Raw genomic sequence first — 20,469 nt, forward strand, 5'->3', positions numbered from 1 at the left:
ATTAGAAACTTAAAAATAAACGATATGTATTTTCAACACATTTACGACAAAAGTCTTGCTCAGGCAAGTTATTTTATTGGCTGTCAAAAAGCAGGAGTAGCCGCAGTTATCGATCCTAAAAGGGATGTAGATACCTATCTTGAAATTGCCAAACAGAACAATATGAAAATTACTCATATTTTAGAAACACACATTCATGCTGATTTCCTTGCAGGTTCCAGAGAGCTAGCCGCTTTGACTGGAGCAGAAATGTATCTTTCAGCGGAAGGCGGACCCGATTGGAAGTATGAATTTCCTCATGTTGACGTAAAAGATGGTGATGTTCTAAAAGTAGGAAACTTAAAAATAGAAGTAGTTCACACACCAGGACATACTCCGGAAAGCATCAGTTTTCTGTTAACAGATACGCCTGCCAGCGAAGAGCCTGTCATGTTGTTCACTGGTGATTTTGTATTTGTCGGTGATGTAGGAAGACCTGATTTGCTAGAAAAAGCCGCAGGAATCAAAGGAACGCAGGACATTGGTGCCAAACAAATGTATCAATCTATCACTAAATTTGATGCATTACCTGAATACATTCAAGTTTGGCCTGGTCATGGTGCAGGTTCAGCTTGTGGAAAAGCATTAGGAGCTGTACCAAGCACGACTGTGGGTTATGAAAAAATAAGAAACTGGGCTTTTCAACATAAAAATGATGAAGCTGGTTTTGTAAAATATTTATTGGAAGACCAACCGGAACCACCGAAGTATTTTGCAATGATGAAAAAACTGAATAAAGTAGATCGTCCGCTGCTTACTGCTGTTCCTAAATTGAAAAAATTAGATTACACTGAATTATCCGCGGATTTAGCCAAAGGCACTAAATTGATAGATGCCAGAGATAAAACAGAATTTTCTAAAGGATTTATTCCGGGAAGTATCAATATTCAGGGGAACAATTCTTTTGCTACTTGGGCAGGATGGTTTCTTACGTATGAAGAACCTTTTATCTTGCTTGCCGATGAGTCACAATTGGATGATTTGACCAGAAAACTAATGAGAATAGGACTAGACAATATTCAAGGCTACGTTCCTTCTACAAAAATATGGGAAGAAAATGGCGGTTCTTTAGAAACTGTAAATCAAATTTCATTAGAAGAATTTAAAACGCTACAACAAGAAAAAGACGTTCAGGTGGTTGACCTGCGTGGCGCTGCTGAATACAATGCAGGTCACATAAAAGGAGCTGACAATGTATTTGTAGGAACTTTAGTAAATAATTTAAACAAAATAAGTAAAGATAAAAAAGTGCTAATCCATTGCCAGGGTGGCGATAGAGCAGCAATCGCTTATTCATTATTAGCGCGAAATGGTTATAAAAATGTTCTCAATTACTCTCCAGGAATGAATGAATGGGTGAGCCAAAACAATCCAATTGAATACTAAAAAAAGAATTATGTTCGCAATTTTTAAAAATCTGTTTTCAAAAAAAGACAACACACAAATGGAAAAATTAATAAAAGAAGGTGCGTTCCTTGTAGATGTTCGCACACCAGCAGAATTCGCGGAAGGTCATGTAAAAGGATCTACCAACACTCCTTTGGATCAAGTTGCGAGTCAATTAGCAAAATTTAAAGGAAAAGAGCAAATTATTGTTTTCTGCCGAAGTGGGAATCGCAGTGGTCAAGCCAAAATGATTTTAGAACAAAATGGCTTCAAAAATGTGATCAATGGTGGTACTTGGCAAGATGTCAACGAAGCAATAAGCAAATAAACAGCAGTTGTTTTAAAAAATAGTGTGTGCAGTTTAAAACAAGAAAAGTATTTGTTTTAAACTGCACACTTATTTAATAGGCAATCAGAATTAGAGGACGATAAAGATACTTTGATTTTCCTGTAATTATTAAATACTGGAAAAACAGTTGATTTTTTAAATTGATTTAAATAAAGAAGTAAATTTGATAGTCATCTAAAAATTAGGAATAACAGACATTTTGAAAAAAATCAGAAAAATAACATACTATGGAAGAGAAAAAACCAGCAAACAAAGACTTAATTTTAAGAGAGAAATTAGCTTTGCAACGAACAACATTGGCTAATCAATCTACTTTTCTTGCCTTCTTGAGAACGGCCATGTATTTTTTGATTGCAGGCTTGAGTTTGAGAAATCTATTAAAAATTGAAAATAGTTTACTGATTGAAATCGCACTTTTCGTCACTTCATTTATCATTTTTGTTTTTGGAACGGTGAACTATTTTAAACATAAAAAATCAATTGCAGAAAATAAAAAACACATTGGTGATTATCAGTTGGAATATTACAAATTGTAAGCACCTATTCATTAAGGGCTAACTTCTATTCCAAACAGTCATTTTAATTCCTAAAAAAATCAATTGAAAACAAATACAACGAAACTTGGGCTGAAAGAAAATTGGAAACAGTTTACTATTTTGGTAATCGTCAACGCGTTTGTTGGTGGAATGATAGGAATGGAACGAACTATTATTCCAAAATTTGCTGAGATTGAATTTGGTATTGCTTCAAAAACGGCTATTCTCTCTTTTATCATTGCATTTGGAATCACGAAAGCCATTACCAATTATTTTACAGGCAAACTGGCGAATCGTTTTGGCAGAAAAAATTTGCTTTTATTTGGTTGGATTCTGGCCATACCGATTCCTTTTATTTTGATATATGCTGAATCTTGGAATTGGGTGATTTTTGCCAATATTCTTTTGGGCATCAGCCAAGGGCTCACTTGGAGCAGCACGGTAGTGATGAAAATTGATTTGGTGGGAGAAAAAGATCGTGGTCTAGCAATGGGACTCAATGAGTTTGCCGGATATTTTGCCGTTGGATTAGTTGCTTTTCTGTCTGGCTATATCGCTCAAAAATATGGTATTACGCCCTACCCTTTTTACTTGGGAATTGGAATTTCAATAATTGGTTTTTTGTTAACCTTATTTTTTGTGAAAGATACCCGAGTATTTGTACACCAAGAAAACACGACCAATACAACTGAAAAATTAGATAATATTTTTCTGGAAACCACTTTCAAAAACAAAACATTAAGCGCCATAACGCAAGCAGGATTAGTCAATAACCTAAATGATGGTATGATTTGGGGACTTTTGCCTATTGTGTTGCTTTCTTTGAATTATGATTCTCAGAATGTTGGAATTATAACTGCTATTTACCCAACAGTTTGGGGTTTTGGACAATTAGTAACCGGAAAAATGTCTGATGTTTATTCGAAAAAAAAGATGCTGTTTTGGGGAATGTTACTGCAGGGAATAGCAATACTTTTTATTCCTTTTGCGACAGCTTTCTATCAATTGGCTGCCATTTCAGCATTTTTAGGTTTGGGAACGGCTTTGGTTTATCCTACTTTTTTATCAGCAATTGCACAAGCGACAAATCTCCATCAAAGAGCTGAAAGCATTGGTACATTCAGACTTTGGAGAGATTTAGGATATGCAATAGGAGCAATTATTTCAGGAATAACAGCTGATTTATTTGGTGTAAATTATGCCATTATTCTGATTGGTGTCATCACCATTGTATCGTCACTGATTATTAAAATCCGCATGCCGAAAAACACTTAATAAAACAATAAATAGCTAAAATAGAATCGAAAATAATCTCTTTTTAGAGAATAACAATTAAAAAAATGGAATCCAAAAAATCAAAAAAATCGACTATTCAAAATATTATTTTTATCGTCTTGATAGCACTTCTTTTGTTTAGTCCTTTAGGCACTTTTGTAAAAGTACACTTAAACCGATTAATTGCTTTTTCGCCTAAAACTATAGCCGTAACAGATCAAAAAATGCTTTCCAGTTATCAATGGCAATTAAAAGACGCCACCGGAAAGACTGTGTCATTAGAAGCATACAAAGGAAAAATAGTATTCATTAATTTCTGGGCAACATGGTGTCCGCCTTGTATTGCCGAGATGCCGAGTATTCAAAAATTATATGTTGATTATCAAGATAAAATGGTCTTTTTGTTTGTGACAACGGATTCTTTCGAAAAAGCAAATGCTTTTATGATTAAAGAAAACCTGACGCTTCCTATCTATCAATCACTAAGCAATCCTCCTTTAGAAATGGAATCTTCAACCATTCCGGCAACCTATCTTATTGATCAATCCGGAAATGTAATTGTGGCCAAAATTGGAACTGCGGATTGGAACAGTGATTCGTTCCGAGAAAAGCTAGATGAGTTATTAAAAAAATAATAGCGATGGAAAACGTAATTTCTGTATCGGTCAAAATCAATAAAAAAGATAATAAACAGTCATAAAACTTTAATTACAAATTAATTTTTTACATAATTATTAAAAGTATTTGAAAAATCAGATACTTTTTTTTGGTTAAATTTTAATACGATCTTATCCATTTAAATCGTAAATTACTGATTACTAATTAATTAAAATTATTTCAAATTGTTTCAATTATATTAATATTTTTTCCTTGTGTGACAAAAGTAACATAACTACTCATTTATAAATATAATCTTTGCATTGATAAAAAAATTAAATATGGAAATTTTAGAATTAATCAGAGAGCCTTGGCCTTGGTATATTGCCGGCCCATTAGTTGGACTTACAGTTCCGGCTTTGTTAATCATTGGAAACAAATCATTTGGTATCAGCGCCTCATTACGTCATACTTGCGCCATGTGCTTACCGGCAAACATTAAATTTTTTAAATACGATTGGAAAAAAGAAATCTGGAATATGTTTTTCGTTTTTGGTATTTTATTAGGTGGTGTAATCGCATACAGCTTTTTATCTAATCCAAATCCAATCATCATTGATGGAAATCTAAAAGCCGAATTGGCAGGTTACGGCATAACTGAAATTTACGGAATGTTGCCCGAGCAATTATTCTCATGGGAAAGTTTATTTACACTCAAAGGATTTTTTATGATGGTCGTTGGTGGCTTTTTCATTGGTTTTGGTTCTCGTTATGCAGGAGGTTGTACTAGTGGTCATGCGATTTCCGGTTTGTCTAATTTACAAATGCCATCATTGATTGCAACATGTTGCTTCTTCATTGGCGGATTGATTATGGCAAACATTATTTTACCATTTATTCTTTCACTTTAAATTACGAATTATGAACATTAAAGATCAAAATACAGATTTCGAAACGCGTTCCTTGGATACAGTTTGTATCAACGAGAGCCAATTGGAACACAAATGGTACCACAATTTAAAATACTTAGTCATTGGTATTTTATTCGGTATTGTTTTCATCAAAGCAGAAATTATCAGTTGGTATCGCATTCAGGAAATGTTTCGCTTCCAATCTTTCCACATGTATGGCGTTATTGGAAGTGCCGTTGTGGTGGGAATAATTTCCGTTTTCCTGATTAAAAAATTCAATATTAAAACCATTTACGGTGAGAAAATTGAGTTCCACGACAAAACCTTCAACAAAGGACAGATTTATGGTGGACTCATCTTTGGATTGGGCTGGGCAGTAACCGGAGCTTGTCCTGGACCGCTGTTTGCACAAATTGGAACGGGTGCAACCGTAATGATTGTAACCCTATTTTTTGCAATAGTAGGAACTTGGGTTTATGGATATTTTAGAGATAAACTGCCTCATTAATACATTTATGATTCCAGAAAAACAAAATATCGTCCAATTTAAATCGCTTGTAAAAAGACTGATTTATCTCTTTATGACTATTATTTTCTTAGTCATGGGGTTGTTCTTGGTTATGTTTTTCAATTCATCCATCACCTCTTGGTTTCAAAATAGTCATTCAAACCTCGATTCCCTTTATATCGATGCTAAGAAAAAAGTGATGGTGCAAAATGAAACGGCAAAATTCTGGAAGCCAGCTGATATCAATTTGATTGCAGATGCCACTTTAAAACAAGAAGTCGAATATGGCAAAGATTTAATTGCGCATACGGCAAAATATTTGGGTCCAAATGGCAGTGTGAAACAAATCACGAATGGGATGAATTGCAACAATTGCCATCTGGATGCAGGTACAAAACCTTGGGGAAACAATTATGGTTCCGTCTATTCTATGTATCCAAAAATGAGAGCGCGTAGCGGACAAGTGGAAAATCTCTACAAAAGAGTCAACGATTGTATGGAAAGAAGCTTGAACGGCCAGCCACTCACAAAAGACGACAGGGAAATGAAGGCCATGATAGCATATATCGAATACATTGGTAGTAATGTCCCAAAAGGAAAAGAAGCAAATGCGGCTGGAATGTATGATTTGGAGTATTTAGATCGTGCGGCTGATCCTGCCAAAGGAAAAACACTGTATGACGCCAAATGTGCGAGTTGCCATCAAGTGAATGGCGAAGGAATTTTGGCAGTAGATAAAAAGGAATATACGTATCCACCACTTTGGGGCAAAAATTCATATAATAGCGGTGCAGGACTTTTTAGAATAAGTCGTTTTGCTGGGTACATAAAATACAATATGCCTTTAGGAGCATCTTATGAAAATCCTCAATTATCAGATGAAGAATCGTGGGATATTGCGGCTTATGTGGAAAGTCTGGACAGACCATCGAAAGATTTAAGGCAAGATTGGCCCGATATTTCGAAAAAACCGGTGGATCATCCTTTTGGGCCTTTTTCAGATTCGTTTACGGAAATGCAACATAAATTCGGACCTTTCAAACCTATTAAAGAAGCAAAAAAGAAAAAAGAAAATTAACGACTTAAAACCAAATTATGAAAAACCTCACGCTTTCATTTATTCTTGTATTTAGCATGATTTCAATTGCTGCATTCGCTCAAAAAAAACCGAATAACCACAAAATTGTGTTCCAGTTTACCAATGCTGTTGACACTTTACAACAAAAAGCAATTGTAAACCAATTAAAAAACTTAACAACGCATTGGCCTAATGCAAAATACGAAGTAGTGATTCACAGCATGGGTTTACCATTTGTAATGTCTGCAAAATCAAAGCAAATTGACGCGATAAAAGAACTTCGAGCTAAAGGTGTTCGCTTTTTAGTGTGCGAAAATACAATGAAAAGTCAAAAAGTATCTAAAGACCAAATCATTTCGGAAGTAGAATATGTACCTGTGGGAATTGCCGAAATTGTAGAAAAACAAAAACAAGGCTGGACGTACATCAAAGGCGGATTCTAAAATAGGAATAAAACTATATTTTGCATCTAGCGACACAATTTAACCGTAGTTTTTGCTGTAAAATTTGCTATAAATCTAAAAAACTAAAACCATGAGCAATAACCGAAGAGATTTCCTTAAATCAGTTGGGACTTTAGGTTTGGGTGCTGCCATTATTTCGCCTATTTCCGCTATTGCAAATACAACTCTGACGGACGAAATAAACTTAGATGCCGCAATCGACCAAAGCAAACCTCAAGCCATTTCTATTCTTCAAACTACCGATGTACATTGCCAGATTCATCCGCATGATGAGTTGTTTTGGGAAAATGACAAAGTAGTTTTTAGAAAAACGGGCGGCTATGCCTATATGGCAACGATGCTAAAAAAGCTAAAAAAGAAAAACCCAAATACCTATATTATTGATACTGGCGATATGTTTCAGGGCAGCGAGTTAAGCGTCGAAACTACCGGTGAAGCTTTTGTTCCCATTTTAAATGCGTTGAATTACGACTTGTATCTTCCGGGAAATTGGGAAGTAATTTACGGAAAAAGAAAAATGCAAACCTTAATGGGTTCTCTCGATGCTCCAAAAATCTGTACCAATATGTACCACGATTTAGGCGAAGGGAAACGAGGCGAACTTATTTTTCAACCCTATACAATTTGGCATATTGCAGGAGCAAAAATTGGTTTTCTAGGCTACACCGATCCTTTGGTGCCATTGCGACAAAGTCCAAATTACAGCAAAGGAATTTTATATACCAATCCCGAAGAAAATCTGGCTCATTATGTAGATGTGCTTAGAAATCAAGAACAATGCAGTTATGTGATCATAATTGCACATCTGGGTTTATCACAACAAATAGCATTGGCAAACCGACCGGAATGTGAAGGTGTCAATTATATTTTAGGAGGCGACACGCACGAAAGAGTTCGAAAACCTATTGTTTGCAAATATTCAAAAGTGGTTGAACCGGGAGCTTTCGGTTCGTTTATTGGGAAATTAGATTTGACAATTTTAAACGGAAAAGTGATTGAAGACAACTATGAACTGCTGGAAGTTGATTCGCCAGAAATAAAACCGGATGCTGCAATTGAAAAATTATTAATAGAAAAAGAATCTGTTTATCAGGAACGAATCAATACGATTATTGGTTACAGCACGATTCCTTTATACCGCTATTTTGTGGTAGAAAATCCAATTGACACGATGATTTTAAATGCTTTACACTGGAAATTTCCAGATATAGACATTAATCTTTCGAATGGATTTCGCTTTTGTCCGCCAAAAACGACTCCAGATCAAACCGGAAATATTCCCATCACAAACGGATTTATTTTTGATATGTTACCCGTAGACAGCACTGTGCGAACTGCAAAAGTAACCGGCAAGCAACTGAAAAACTGGCTAGAAAAAGAATTAAATAATGTTTTTGCCGAAGATGCTTCAAAACGTTTTGGTGGTTGGGTCGTAAAGTTCAAGGGAATGGAAGTGCGTTTTAATGCTTTTGCAGAAATGGATAAAAGAGTACAAAGTATAACCGTGAAAAATATACCATTAGATCCTGAAAAAATGTATTCCATAATGGCCTGTGAACGCGACGGCGATCCTGTAGACATGCTTTGCAGAATGAAAGGCGTGATGGATGCCAAAAACACTAATGCAACTTTACATTCAGTGATGAAAGATTATTTAAAACAAAATTCTCCTGTTACGCCTACTCCTCAAAAAAATGCGATAATTCTGGATGCTCCAGAGACGCTGTTATCCCAAGTTACTGGTGTCGATTACACTTTTAGATAAATAGTAAGCAGGAAAGTCAAAAATTAATAAAGTCGAATGCCTAAAACATTCGGCTTTTTTTGGGTCAATGTGATAAAAGTTACTTCCCATTTAGATGATTGAGATTATTTTTGTTGCAAATCTAAACGTACAAAAATGAAAAAATTTTTCGTTGTAATTTATATACTTGCTTCCCTACTTTTTACCATAGATACCAAAGCACAACATCAGGAAATTTCAGAAAAGCCAACGGTTTGGAAAGAAAAAAGTAATGAAAGAATTGATTCCACATCGATTTTACATGCTTTCAAAAATGGAAACTTCAGTGGTCATTTTCGTTATTTTTTCATGGCTACCAACAATGAAAGTGGCTTATCTGATTATCATGCGAATGCACTTGGCGGAGGCGTAAAATTTGAGACAGCTAAATTTCATAATTTTCAATTTGGCGTGAGCGGTTATTATATTTTTAATATTGGTTCTTCTGATTTTACTCAAAAAGATCCTGTTACTAATGCGTCCAATCGATATGAAGTAGCACTTTTTGACATTCAAAACCCATCAAACAAAGACAATCTAAGTCGGTTAGAAGAATTATATTTAAAATACAATTATAAAAATTCGACTATAACTCTCGGAAAACAACTGCTCAATACGTCCTTTATTAACCTGCAAGACGGCAGAATGCGTCCAACGGAAGTAAACGGAATTTGGTTAGATTATAATGAAATCAAAAAGACTAAAATCAATTTGGGCTATCTCTACGGAATTTCACCACGAAGCACACTGAAATATTTTGAAGTGGGAGAATCCATCGGAATTTATCCAACTGGCGTGAATCCTGATGGAACGAAATCTGATTATGTGGGGAATCTGGACAGTGACGGAATTTTTATTGTAGGTATACAAAATGAATCCATAAAAAACCTAAAAGCACTTTTATGGAATCAGTATGCGGAAAACATTTTCAATTCGGCATTGTTCCAAATGGATTATACATACCCTTTAAATCAAAACTCAAAATTACTTTTCGGTTTTCAGACGATATACCAAAACGCGCTGAATTTTGGTGGAAATGAAGATCCCAGCAAAACCTATTTTGAAAGAAATGGCAATTCTCAAACTTTTGGTGGAAGATTAGGCTGGCAAAATAAAAAAATAGAAATTACTTTAAACTACAACCGAATAACTGCCAAAGGAAGGTATTTAATGCCTCGCGAATGGGGACGAGACCCGTTTTACACCTTTATGCCTAGAGAACGGAATGAAGGGTTTGGAGATTTACATGCCGTCATGACCAAAATACAATATACGAATCCTAAAAAGACATTCAAATCGAATCTCGCAGTAGGATATTTTGATTTACCGGATGTAAAAAACGTTGCATTAAATAAATACGGTTTGACTTCTTATGTGCAATCCAATGCTGATGTTCGGTACCAATTTCAAGGGATGTTAAAAGGTTTTGATGCACAATTATTGTATGTACACAAGTTCAATGTGGGAGAAAATTACGGGAATAAAAATTATATTTTCAATAAAACGAATATGAGCAATATCAACTTTATACTCAATTTCAATTTTTGAGATGCTCCTTTTTTAATCCAAATGATAAAACTTCATTATCAAATAATTTAGAAGCAAATACAATAGCGTTCCTACCACTGCAAATGTGATAAAAAAGCTAATCAGGTTCAAAACAATATTAGGAATAAACTTCAATCGAGGATGCGTGATTAAAGGTTCCCTGTGCAGTCTCTCATGAATACTTTCCTTCGCTATTTTTATTTTCTTTTTGATAATCGGATTGTTTTTAAGGACAAATTAAGTCCTGAATTAAAATAAAATCATGCAGTTTATTTAGTACCCTAAAGTAGGTAATTAATTTTAGAATAGGATATTTAGGAGTGAAAAATAATAGCGACTTATTTTTATTTCATCTATTTAGCATGAAAATTTAAATCCTTTCTTTCATTAGCTACAGGGATCTGACCCATCGCACGTTCTGCAATTGCTGTAATAGAAAGTGATGGATTAACTCCTGGATTTGCAGATATCATAGAACCGTCAATGATCAACATATTTTGATAACCAAAAACTTCATTATTTTTATCAATTACTCCCTCAAAACGGTCTTTCCCCATCACAGCACCACCCAATACATGAGCAGTTGACGGGATTCCTGCTACGGATTCCAAAACAAATGAAGTTGCTTTCCCATTGATTATTTTACTATACTTCTCTGTTAAAGCAATAGACTCCGGAATATAAGCGGACGGTTTTAATCCGGTACCTATTGTCGATGACATTCCGCCAAAAAAGTTGTTTTTGAATTTTAAAGTACTGTCTATTGATTGCATAAACAATAAAACAGTAGTGCTTTTTGACCAACTGTTTACCCAATAAATTTTGAAATAGGACAATGGATATTTTACTACTTGCTGTGTCATGTTTACCATTCGTTCAATTGTATTTTTTCCATTAGACAAAGGCAAATGAAGCAATTTCCAAAAACCCGATCCTTCTGAATACCTCACAATTTCCAAATGGCTGTTGTCATCCGTGTGCAACAGGCTGCCTATAGCTACTCCTTTTGATAAATTTTTAGTTTTGTCCAAAGAGGAAACACTGATTAGCGTTTCATTATTGGTTCGTATATCAGCACCCAATTTATCTGATAATAGCGGAAGTGATTTTGTCTTTAGTTTGAGCAGTAATTTAATAGTACCCAATACGCCTCCTGAAAAAATCACTCCTTTTGAAGTAAATTCTTTTCTGGATCCAAAAAATTTAGTACTTGATTTTACAGCGACTTTGTAGCCTGAAGTCCCGTCTTTATCCTCAATTGGTAAAACATCATACACCTCGTTTTTAGCAAGGATTTCAGCGCCATTATTTTGTGCCAGATACAAATAATTTTTATCAAGTGTATTTTTAGCATTATGTCTGCAACCCGTCATGCAACCTCCACAAAAATTACATCCAGCTCTTTCAGGACCTTTTCCCTCAAAATAGGGATCCTTTACGTTCACCCCTTCTTTTCCAAAGAAAACTGCAACATCAGGATGTTCAAATTGATCTTCTTTCCCTATTTCTTTTGCCAATTCCTTCAATGCAAGATCACCGTCAAACAATCTGGGATTTCTGGATGCACCAAGCATGGTGAGTGCTTTTTGATAAAATGGTTTCAACTCGGTTTCCCAATCTTCTAATTCGCTCCAACTTCCTGATTTAAAAAATGCCGATTTTGGTATAGGTAAAGTATTCCCATACACGAGCGAACCGCCGCCAACTCCCGTTCCCGATATAATTACAATATGCCTGAAAATACTCATTTTCATGATACCAAAGAAACGCAACGAAGGCATCCACAACCATTTTCTGAGATTCCAATTGGTTTTGGCAAAATCTTCCGATTTGTACCATTTGCCTTTTTCAATTACTAAAACTTTATATCCTTTTTCAGAAAGTCGTAAAGCACTGACTGAACCTCCAAATCCGCTTCCTATTATTATGTAATCAAAATCGTATTGCATCTTTTTTATGTTATATCCCAAAAATAAGTAATTATTTTGAATAATATGCATGCATAGTAAAAGGTGCGCAACGATTATTTTGACAATAAAAAATCAACTTTTTGTTTCTCCAAAACAAAAAAAGAAGAGCATTTCAGATTTGAAATACTCTTCTTTTTTATAATCAAAATTAAACCCATTTAATTTACGCTACGAAGTAGGACTACATTTTGAGTTAGCCACTTATATTCCTTTAATATTACCTTTATTTTTCAAGAAAATGACTTCAATTATTTTGCTGGTCATCTCTTTCTCAATTTCTAATTGATTGGATAAAACTTCAATTACGTTTTTTTCTTCTTTTTCCAATGTTCCGTCCGCGAGTAAAACTTCCAATGCAAGAGCAAATACGGTTTCTTTATCTTCTCCTTTAATCCATTCGGAACAAGCCGAAATATATTTTAATTGTCCTAGTTCCGCTCGTACATTAAATGCTTTTCTGTAAAGAGGTGCAATATCAATTCCGATAAATTTCTGTTTTGAAGACAAAACTCTGGATAATGTTGCCGTTTCCGAGTCGGTGATTTGATTATCGGCAGAAATACAAGAGTATAAAATGCCAACCCAAGCTTCAAACTCAGAATTCACCGTATTTTGACTACTATTATTATTTTCAAATGAACTCATGTTTTTTATTTTTGGTTAAAGTTAGTGCTAACAATCCTGATATTTGCTAGGTTTTAGTAATACATTGTGATTTAACAATTATAAATTAATTGCAGATTTTAAAAATTGAGGTCCGGAAAAATAATTATAATTTCAGTAAATTTAAAAATATTTAAGAGATAACGCAGCACCTAGAGGTTTCTTTTGGCAAACAACAATTTAATATAGTCTTAACATTATGAAGCTGCTAAAAAGAGGCGTTATTACTATAAATTCCTTAAATTTAGCATATTCAAAGACAATTACCATTATAAATTTTATCTATTAAAAATCAAATCAGGTAAGGATTCTTTGTGGTAAATTCGCTTTAAGAAAATAAAAAATAATTATACTATGGAAAATAACACAAACCCAACATCCTACAATGTCAATGGAGAAAGCAAATGCCCATTTTCTGGTGCAGTTGCTCCAAAGCAAAGTGCGGGTGCCGGTCCAAGTAACCGCGACTGGTGGCCAAACCAGTTGAAATTAAACATTTTACGCCAACATTCTTCCCTATCCAATCCGATGGGAGAAAGTTTTGATTATGCTGAAGAATTTAAATCATTGGATTTAGACACTTTGAAAAGAGATATATTCGAAATGATGACTACCTCTCAGGAATGGTGGCCGGCAGATTATGGTCATTATGGCCCGTTCTTTATTCGAATGGCTTGGCACAGTGCAGGAACGTATCGAATTGCTGATGGTCGTGGTGGAGCAGGTTTTGGAACGCAACGTTTTGCACCCTTGAACAGCTGGCCAGATAATGCAAATTTAGATAAGGCAAGGTTATTATTATGGCCAATCAAACAAAAATACGGTAAGAAAATCTCTTGGGCCGATTTAATGATTCTAACCGGTAACTGTGCCCTTGAGTCGGCTGGATTAGAAACATTTGGTTTCGCCGGTGGTCGCGCCGATGTTTGGGAACCAGCTGAAGATATTTATTGGGGTTCTGAACGCGAATGGTTAGCACTTAGCAACACACAAAATAGCCGTTACTCAGGAGATCGTGAACTAGAAAACCCTTTAGCAGCAGTGCAAATGGGACTTATATATGTAAACCCAGAAGGTCCGGACGGAAATCCTGATCCATTATTGGCAGCGCGTGATATTCGGGAGACTTTTGCCCGTATGGCGATGAATGATCAAGAAACTGTTGCCCTTATTGCCGGAGGACACACATTGGGGAAAACACATGGTGCTGCTGACCCAAATAAATACGTTGGTTCAGAACCTGCAGGAGCAGGTATCGAAGAGCAAAGTAAAGGTTGGAAAAACAGTTATGGAAAAGGTAATGCCGAAGATACAATTACCAGTGGTCTTGAAGGTGCATGGACAACTACCCCAACAAAATGGAGCAATAACTATTTCGAAAACTTATTTGGTTTCGAATGGGAATTGACCAAAAGTCCAGCTGGTGCCCACCAATGGAAACCAGTAGGAGACGCAGGTGCTGGTACTGTTCCAGACGCACATGATCCTTCAAGAAGTCACCAACCTTTTATGTTGACTACTGATTTATCTTTAAGAGTAGATCCGGTATACGAGAAAATTTCAAGACACTTTTTTGAAAATCCAGCCGAATTTAATGATGCATTCGCAAGAGCTTGGTTCAAATTGACCCACAGAGATATGGGACCAAAAGCTCGTTATTTAGGACCAGAAGTTCCTAGTGAAGAATTAATTTGGCAAGATCCAGTTCCAGCAGTAACCAATCCGTTGATTGACGAACACGATATTGCTACACTAAAAGTTTCCATTCTTGCTTCTGGATTGTCTGTATCCGAATTAGTTTCTACTGCTTGGGCATCGGCATCTACGTTCCGTGGATCTGATAAACGTGGTGGTGCAAATGGTGCTCGTATTCGTTTAGAACCGCAAAAAGATTGGAAAATAAATAATCCTTCTCAATTAGAGAAAGTATTGGCAACGCTTGAGAACATCCAAAAAGAGTTCAACAACGCAAACTTTGGCGGTAAGCAAGTTTCCATTGCAGATTTAATTGTTTTAGGTGGGAGCGCCGGAATTGAACAAGCTGCTAAAAATGCTGATTTTGAAGTAAATGTACCTTTTACTCCAGGAAGAACGGATGCGTCACAAGAACAAACAGATGTAGAATCATTTGCAGTTCTTGAACCTCAGGCTGATGGTTTCCGTAATTATGTGAAGACAAAATATACGGTATCAGCTGAAGAAATGTTGATTGACAAAGCGCAATTATTAAACTTATCAGCGCCGGAAATGACCGTTCTAGTAGGTGGACTTCGTGCTTTGAACATGAACTTTGATCAGTCACAAAGTGGAATATTTACAAAACGTCCAGGTGCATTGACTAATGATTTCTTTGTGAATTTATTGGATTTAGGAACTACATGGAAAGCCCTTTCAGAATCTGATGATGCTTTTGTGGGAACTGATCGTAAAACCGGTGCAATAAAATGGGTTGGAACTCGTGTAGATCTTATTTTTGGATCTAATTCAGAACTTAGAGCCATTGCAGAAGTATACGGTTGTTCAGATGCTCAAGAAAAATTTGTAAAAGACTTCGTTTCAGCGTGGACTAAGGTAATGAACCTAGACCGTTTCGATTTAGTTTAATTTTAGATTTATAATTTGTTTAAAAAGGTGGTCTGGCAACAGATCACCTTTTTTGTTTTTTATAGGTTATATAGAATCACCTCAGCAACCTCAACTCGATAAAAAAAGCCATCTCGAAAAAAACGAGATGGCTTTACTTTTCTAATTAAAATAGGTTTACATTGTATAATCTGTATTAACGAAATTAGATTCTTTGCTATTTAATAATTCTTGTAAAATAGCATTATTATAGTCATTGTCTTTCGAAGCTACAAAAGTTCTGATAGAGAACGAACGCAAGGCATCGTGAATACTCAATGTTCCTACAGCTGAATCTTTACGTCCGGTAAACGGATATACATCTGGACCTCTTTGACAAGAGCTGTTTAAGTTTACTCTGCACACTAAATTCACTAAAGTATCAATTAGCGGCGCAATAGTTTTAATGTCTCTTCCAAACAAACTTACTTGTTGGCCATAATTTGATTCCGCCATATCATTCAATGGTTCCTGAATGTCTTTGAAAGTCAGGACTGGTATTACGGGACCAAATTGCTCTTCGTGATACACTCGCATTTCTTTATTTATTGGAAACAAAACTGCAGGAAAAATATAATTTGGAGTATGATTTCCTCCTTTTTCATTAATAATTGTCGCGCCTTTTTTGACCGCATCATCAATTAATTCCTGAATGTAAGCCGGTTTTTCTTTTTCTGGTAACGGAGTCAGCATTACTGATTGGTCCCATGGATTTCCAAAAACAAGCGAATCTACTTTGGCAGCGAAACGTCTGTTGAATTCATCGGCAATAGTTTCGTGGACGTATAAAATTTTCAATGCTGTGCATCGCTGTCCGTTGAATGAAAGCGTTCCTGCAATGCATTCTTGAATAGCCAAATCTAAATCGGCATCCGGTAAAATGATGGCTGGATTCTTAGCTTCTAAACCTAATATCAAACGCAATCTGTTTTTATTTGGATGCTGATCCTGCAAAGCAATCGCTGATTTACTGTTTCCTATCAAAGCCAAAATATCGACTTTTCCAGACTTCATTATTGGCGAAGCAACCTCACGTCCTCTACCGTAAACGATATTGATGGCTCCTTTTGGAAAACTGCTTCTAAAAGCTTCTAACAAAGGTGAAATTAATAATACACCGTGTTTAGCAGGTTTGAAAATAACGGTATTCCCCATAATCAATGCAGGAATCAACAGCGCAAAGGTTTCGTTCAATGGATAATTGTATGGTCCAAGACACAAAACAACTCCTAAAGGTCCACGACGCACCATGGCATTAACGCCTTGACTTTTGGTAAAACGAGAACTATTTCGGTCTAATAATTTATAATCTTCAATGGTGTCATAAATATATTCTACGGTCCTGTCAAATTCTTTTTCGGAATCGCCGAGTGATTTACCAATTTCCCACATCAAAAACTTAACGACTTCGCTGCGCGTCGCTTTCATTTGAGTGACAAAATTCGTCATACATTTGATACGATCAGAAACTTTCATTGTAGGCCATAATCCCTGACCGTTATTGTAAGCAACACTAGCCGCATTGACAGCTTCCAGCGCTTCGGTTTCGCCCATAAATGGAATTGAACCTAATATTGTTGGACCATATTCCTCCGTTGATGAAATCGTCGAAAAAACAGCGGTTGTCTGACCTTCCCATTTTTTCAATTCGCCGTCCACTAAATACGTATCTTGATTTAATAATGTTGTAATCTGAAATACTTCTGGTATTATATTCATACTAAAGGATGTTATATTTATAATTTAAATACATAAAAGAGGCGGTTACCTCTTTCTATTTTATGGTTCTACGACTTCGCCTTCCCACTCTGTAATACCACCAATAAGATTATAAGCATTTTCAAAACCCAGCTGATTCATTATCTCACAGGCTTTTGCGCTTCGCATTCCGGAGCGACAATACACATAATAATTTTTACTTTTGTCCAAAGCTTCAATTTCATTTACAAAATCCTGCCCTCTGTGAATATCGATATTGATGGCATTAGCTATAAACCCTTCATTAAATTCGTCTTCGGTTCTCACGTCTAAAATCACTGCGTTTTCATCAGCTTCAAACTGTGAAACCCAATCTTCTTGTGTTAAATTCATAATAGTGTTTTTTGTAAAAATACAATGTTTTTACCGAACAATAAATGCATCAATTGTTAATTAGATAATAATCTTTAGAAATCGTTTTCGCAAAACATTAACTGTCAATAAACTATAAATTAGGCTTTTATTTTACGAAAAACAGTCTATTAAATCCATAGACAATCCACTAATACTAATCCGTAAATCAAGTACTTGCTACAATTTTTAGTCGCAAAATCACTCTGTTTTTTTGAGTTTTTACACTACTTTTACATTATAAAACATAGAAAAAAACTAAAATGCTTGATCCGATAAAGAAAATATTTCCTTCCTTCTCTACTGAATTAGTAAAAGATGTTGATGCCAATGCTTCCATTCAGTCTTTCAAAGCTGGCGATATCATCATGCGAACCGGACAGTATATCAAAAATACGGTACTGGTAATCAGTGGAAAAATAAAGGTATATCGCGAAGATGAAAATGGCGGTGAGTTTTTTATGTATTATTTGCAACCTGGGCAAGCCTGCGCCATTTCTATGATTTGTGCGACCAAAAATGAAAAAAGCCAAATCATGGCCAAAGTTGTTGAGGATGTCGAGTTGATTATGGTGCCTTTACCTTTGATGGATAAATGGATGATGCAACACCGCAGCTGGTATGAATTTGTTATAGATACGTACAGAAGTCGCTTTGAAGAAGTGCTGGAAGTCATTGACAGTATCGCTTTTAGAGCCATGGACGAACGATTGGAATTTTATTTGAAACGCCATGCCGATGTTTGCGGTTGTAAAGAATTAAAACTTTCCCATCAGGAAATTGCCTCTGAACTGAATACCTCAAGAGAAGTAATTTCCCGTTTGTTAAAAAAAATGGAACAACGCGGCATTGTTTCCTTGCATCGCAATAATATTGAACTTTTAAAATAAATTCTATCAATTCATCGAGAAAATCCATTTTTATAAATGCTGATTTTTCCGGGTGAATTATTCAAAAACTACTATTTTAAATCTGAATACCAATACTTTAAATTTTAATTTATAAAAAATTCACTTTGTAAAATAATCACTAAGCTTCATTTTTGATTATCTTTAGTATTGTTTTTTGGGATTATTTTCAAAATAGAAAAAGTCACTCAATCAACTTTTTTTTTGGTTCCAAAATAAAAGCAATGTAACAATTGTCACTGTTTATCCTAAAAAACAGAAGTACATTTGTACTATAAATTTAAAAAACGCAATCATGCAAATAGAACAAATATATACCGGATGTTTAGCACAAGGTGCTTACTACATTACTTCAAATGGTGAAGCAGCCATTATTGACCCGTTACGCGAAACTCAACCGTATTTGGATCGATTGGAAAGAGACGGCGTAAAATTGAAATACATTTTCGAAACTCATTTCCACGCTGATTTCGTTTCCGGCCATGTCGATTTGAGTCGTCAAACTGGTGCTCCTATCGTTTATGGTCCAAATGCTACCTGTGAATTTGATTGCATTTCTGCAAAAGACGGACAGGAATTCAGCATTGGAAACATCAAAATAAAAGTATTGCACACTCCGGGACATACCATGGAAAGTTCCACTTTTTTATTGATTGACGAAAACGGAAAAGATCATGCTATTTTCTCTGGTGACACTTTGTTTATTGGCGATGTGGGAAGACCGGATTTAGCTCAAAAAGCGGCACACATGACGCAAGAACAATTGGCCGCTACCCTATTCCATTCGTTACGAACAAAAATTATGACTTTGGCAGATGATGTTATTGTTTATCCGGCTCACGGTGCAGGAAGTGCCTGCGGAAAAAACATGAGCAAGGAAACCGTTTCTACCATTGGTGACCAAAAAGCCACTAATTATGCGTTGCGCGCCAATATGACAGAAGCCGAATTTGTACAAGAAGTGACCGAAGGTTTATTGCCACCGCCAGCTTATTTTGGTATGAACGTGGCCATGAACAAAAAAGGATACGATAGTTTTGAGAATGTCTTGGATTTAGGAATGCGTGCTCTTTCTCCTTCAGAATTTGAAGTGGCTGCCGAAGAAACCGGAGCTTTACTATTAGACACTCGAAAAAACGGAGAATTTGCCAAAGGTTTTATTCCGCAATCTGTAAATATTGGGATCGATGGTGATTTTGCTCCTTGGGTAGGCGCATTAATTGCTGATGTGAAACAACCTATTCTGATTATTTGTGAAGTGGGTCAGGAAGAAGAAACTGTTACACGCTTGAGCCGTGTAGGTTTTGACAACTTGATTGGACATTTAACAGGCGGTTTTGATGCTTGGGCAAAAGCCGGAAAAGAGATCGATACTGTAAATAGAATTTCAGCTGAACAATTTTCCAAGGAAGTGAAAATTGGCGAAAGCAAAATAATTGATATTCGTAAAGAAAGTGAATACTGCGCTGAGCATGTTGAGGAATCCTACAGCAAGCCATTAGCGGCTATTAATGAATGGATCAAAGATATTAATCCAAAAGAACATTTTTACTTGCATTGCGCCGGCGGATACCGCAGCATGATTGCAGCTTCGATTCTGCAAGCGCGTGGTTTTAGAAATTTCACCGAAATTGAAGGCGGTTTTAATGCTATTGCAAAAACAGATGTTCCTAAAACGGATTTCGTTTGCCAAAGTAAAGTGTTAAAATAAATTAATTACTAA

At 35.7% G+C, this 20,469-nt stretch carries 18 protein-coding genes; 14 read left to right on the forward strand and 4 right to left on the reverse strand.

Going from position 1 to position 20,469, the window contains the following annotated elements:
* The first annotated feature begins 24 nt into the window (after positions 1 to 24).
* The 11 genes from DR871_RS09505 to DR871_RS09555 all read left to right on the forward strand — a co-directional run bounded on the left by DR871_RS09505 (position 25) and on the right by DR871_RS09555 (position 10,474).
* Positions 25 to 1,425, forward strand: a complete 1,401-nt coding sequence (locus DR871_RS09505) for an MBL fold metallo-hydrolase (protein ID WP_113666081.1) — start codon at positions 25 to 27, stop codon at positions 1,423 to 1,425.
* A gap of 58 nt (positions 1,426 to 1,483) precedes the next feature.
* Complete coding sequence (locus tag DR871_RS09510; protein ID WP_317125681.1) at positions 1,484 to 1,753, forward strand: rhodanese-like domain-containing protein; 270 nt, start codon at positions 1,484 to 1,486, stop codon at positions 1,751 to 1,753.
* Between the two features lie 248 nt (positions 1,754 to 2,001).
* Positions 2,002 to 2,310: a DUF202 domain-containing protein gene (locus DR871_RS09515; protein ID WP_113666083.1), complete on the forward strand. Its 309-nt coding sequence runs from the start codon at positions 2,002 to 2,004 to the stop codon at positions 2,308 to 2,310.
* Between the two features lie 63 nt (positions 2,311 to 2,373).
* Positions 2,374 to 3,585, forward strand: coding sequence for an MFS transporter (locus tag DR871_RS09520; RefSeq protein WP_242497095.1), 1,212 nt, complete (start codon positions 2,374 to 2,376; stop codon positions 3,583 to 3,585).
* A 65-nt stretch (positions 3,586 to 3,650) separates the two neighbouring features.
* Positions 3,651 to 4,220, forward strand: coding sequence for a TlpA family protein disulfide reductase (locus tag DR871_RS09525; protein ID WP_113666084.1), 570 nt, complete (start codon positions 3,651 to 3,653; stop codon positions 4,218 to 4,220).
* A 303-nt stretch (positions 4,221 to 4,523) separates the two neighbouring features.
* Entirely contained in the window at positions 4,524 to 5,093 is a 570-nt protein-coding gene (locus DR871_RS09530) for a YeeE/YedE family protein (RefSeq protein ID WP_394345634.1), read from the forward strand.
* A 10-nt stretch (positions 5,094 to 5,103) separates the two neighbouring features.
* Complete coding sequence (locus DR871_RS09535) at positions 5,104 to 5,601, forward strand: DUF6691 family protein (protein WP_072944174.1); 498 nt, start codon at positions 5,104 to 5,106, stop codon at positions 5,599 to 5,601.
* A gap of 73 nt (positions 5,602 to 5,674) precedes the next feature.
* Complete coding sequence (locus DR871_RS09540) at positions 5,675 to 6,679, forward strand: c-type cytochrome (protein ID WP_113666479.1); 1,005 nt, start codon at positions 5,675 to 5,677, stop codon at positions 6,677 to 6,679.
* A gap of 17 nt (positions 6,680 to 6,696) precedes the next feature.
* Positions 6,697 to 7,122 (forward strand): DsrE family protein, encoded by a 426-nt coding sequence (locus DR871_RS09545; protein WP_113666085.1) that lies wholly within the window; start codon positions 6,697 to 6,699, stop codon positions 7,120 to 7,122.
* Between the two features lie 91 nt (positions 7,123 to 7,213).
* On the forward strand, positions 7,214 to 8,908 hold the full coding sequence (locus DR871_RS09550; protein WP_113666086.1) for a bifunctional metallophosphatase/5'-nucleotidase: 1,695 nt from the start codon (positions 7,214 to 7,216) through the stop codon (positions 8,906 to 8,908).
* A 135-nt stretch (positions 8,909 to 9,043) separates the two neighbouring features.
* Positions 9,044 to 10,474 carry an OprD family outer membrane porin gene (locus DR871_RS09555; RefSeq protein WP_113666087.1) on the forward strand — a complete coding sequence of 477 codons (1,431 nt, stop codon included), beginning with the start codon at positions 9,044 to 9,046 and terminating at the stop codon, positions 10,472 to 10,474.
* Between the two features lie 353 nt (positions 10,475 to 10,827).
* Here the strand turns inward: DR871_RS09555 and DR871_RS09560 are convergent, their stop codons facing one another.
* On the reverse strand, positions 10,828 to 12,423 hold the full coding sequence (locus DR871_RS09560; RefSeq protein WP_113666088.1) for a GMC oxidoreductase: 1,596 nt from the start codon (positions 12,421 to 12,423) through the stop codon (positions 10,828 to 10,830).
* Positions 12,424 to 12,645: 222 nt separating this feature from the next.
* Positions 12,646 to 13,089 carry a tellurite resistance TerB family protein gene (locus DR871_RS09565; protein ID WP_113666089.1) on the reverse strand — a complete coding sequence of 148 codons (444 nt, stop codon included), beginning with the start codon at positions 13,087 to 13,089 and terminating at the stop codon, positions 12,646 to 12,648.
* A 372-nt stretch (positions 13,090 to 13,461) separates the two neighbouring features.
* Between DR871_RS09565 and katG the strand changes: the two genes are divergently transcribed.
* Positions 13,462 to 15,711: a catalase/peroxidase HPI gene (gene katG / locus DR871_RS09570; RefSeq protein ID WP_113666090.1), complete on the forward strand. Its 2,250-nt coding sequence runs from the start codon at positions 13,462 to 13,464 to the stop codon at positions 15,709 to 15,711.
* 156 nt (positions 15,712 to 15,867) lie between these two features.
* On the opposite strand, the gene DR871_RS09575 is transcribed toward katG, so the two are convergent.
* Positions 15,868 to 17,448 carry an NADP-dependent glyceraldehyde-3-phosphate dehydrogenase gene (locus DR871_RS09575; RefSeq protein ID WP_113666091.1) on the reverse strand — a complete coding sequence of 527 codons (1,581 nt, stop codon included), beginning with the start codon at positions 17,446 to 17,448 and terminating at the stop codon, positions 15,868 to 15,870.
* 60 nt (positions 17,449 to 17,508) lie between these two features.
* A complete protein-coding gene (locus DR871_RS09580; protein ID WP_113666092.1) occupies positions 17,509 to 17,820 on the reverse strand; it encodes a rhodanese-like domain-containing protein in 312 nt (103 codons plus the stop codon).
* A 281-nt stretch (positions 17,821 to 18,101) separates the two neighbouring features.
* Here DR871_RS09580 and DR871_RS09585 point away from each other — a divergent pair, with 281 nt between their 5' ends.
* Entirely contained in the window at positions 18,102 to 18,728 is a 627-nt protein-coding gene (locus DR871_RS09585) for a Crp/Fnr family transcriptional regulator (RefSeq protein ID WP_113635512.1), read from the forward strand.
* 313 nt (positions 18,729 to 19,041) lie between these two features.
* Positions 19,042 to 20,457: an MBL fold metallo-hydrolase gene (locus tag DR871_RS09590; RefSeq protein ID WP_113666093.1), complete on the forward strand. Its 1,416-nt coding sequence runs from the start codon at positions 19,042 to 19,044 to the stop codon at positions 20,455 to 20,457.
* Positions 20,458 to 20,469: the final 12 nt, after the last annotated feature.

Origin of the sequence: Flavobacterium petrolei (genome assembly GCF_003314435.2) — a bacterium.
Classification (GTDB): domain Bacteria; phylum Bacteroidota; class Bacteroidia; order Flavobacteriales; family Flavobacteriaceae; genus Flavobacterium; species Flavobacterium petrolei.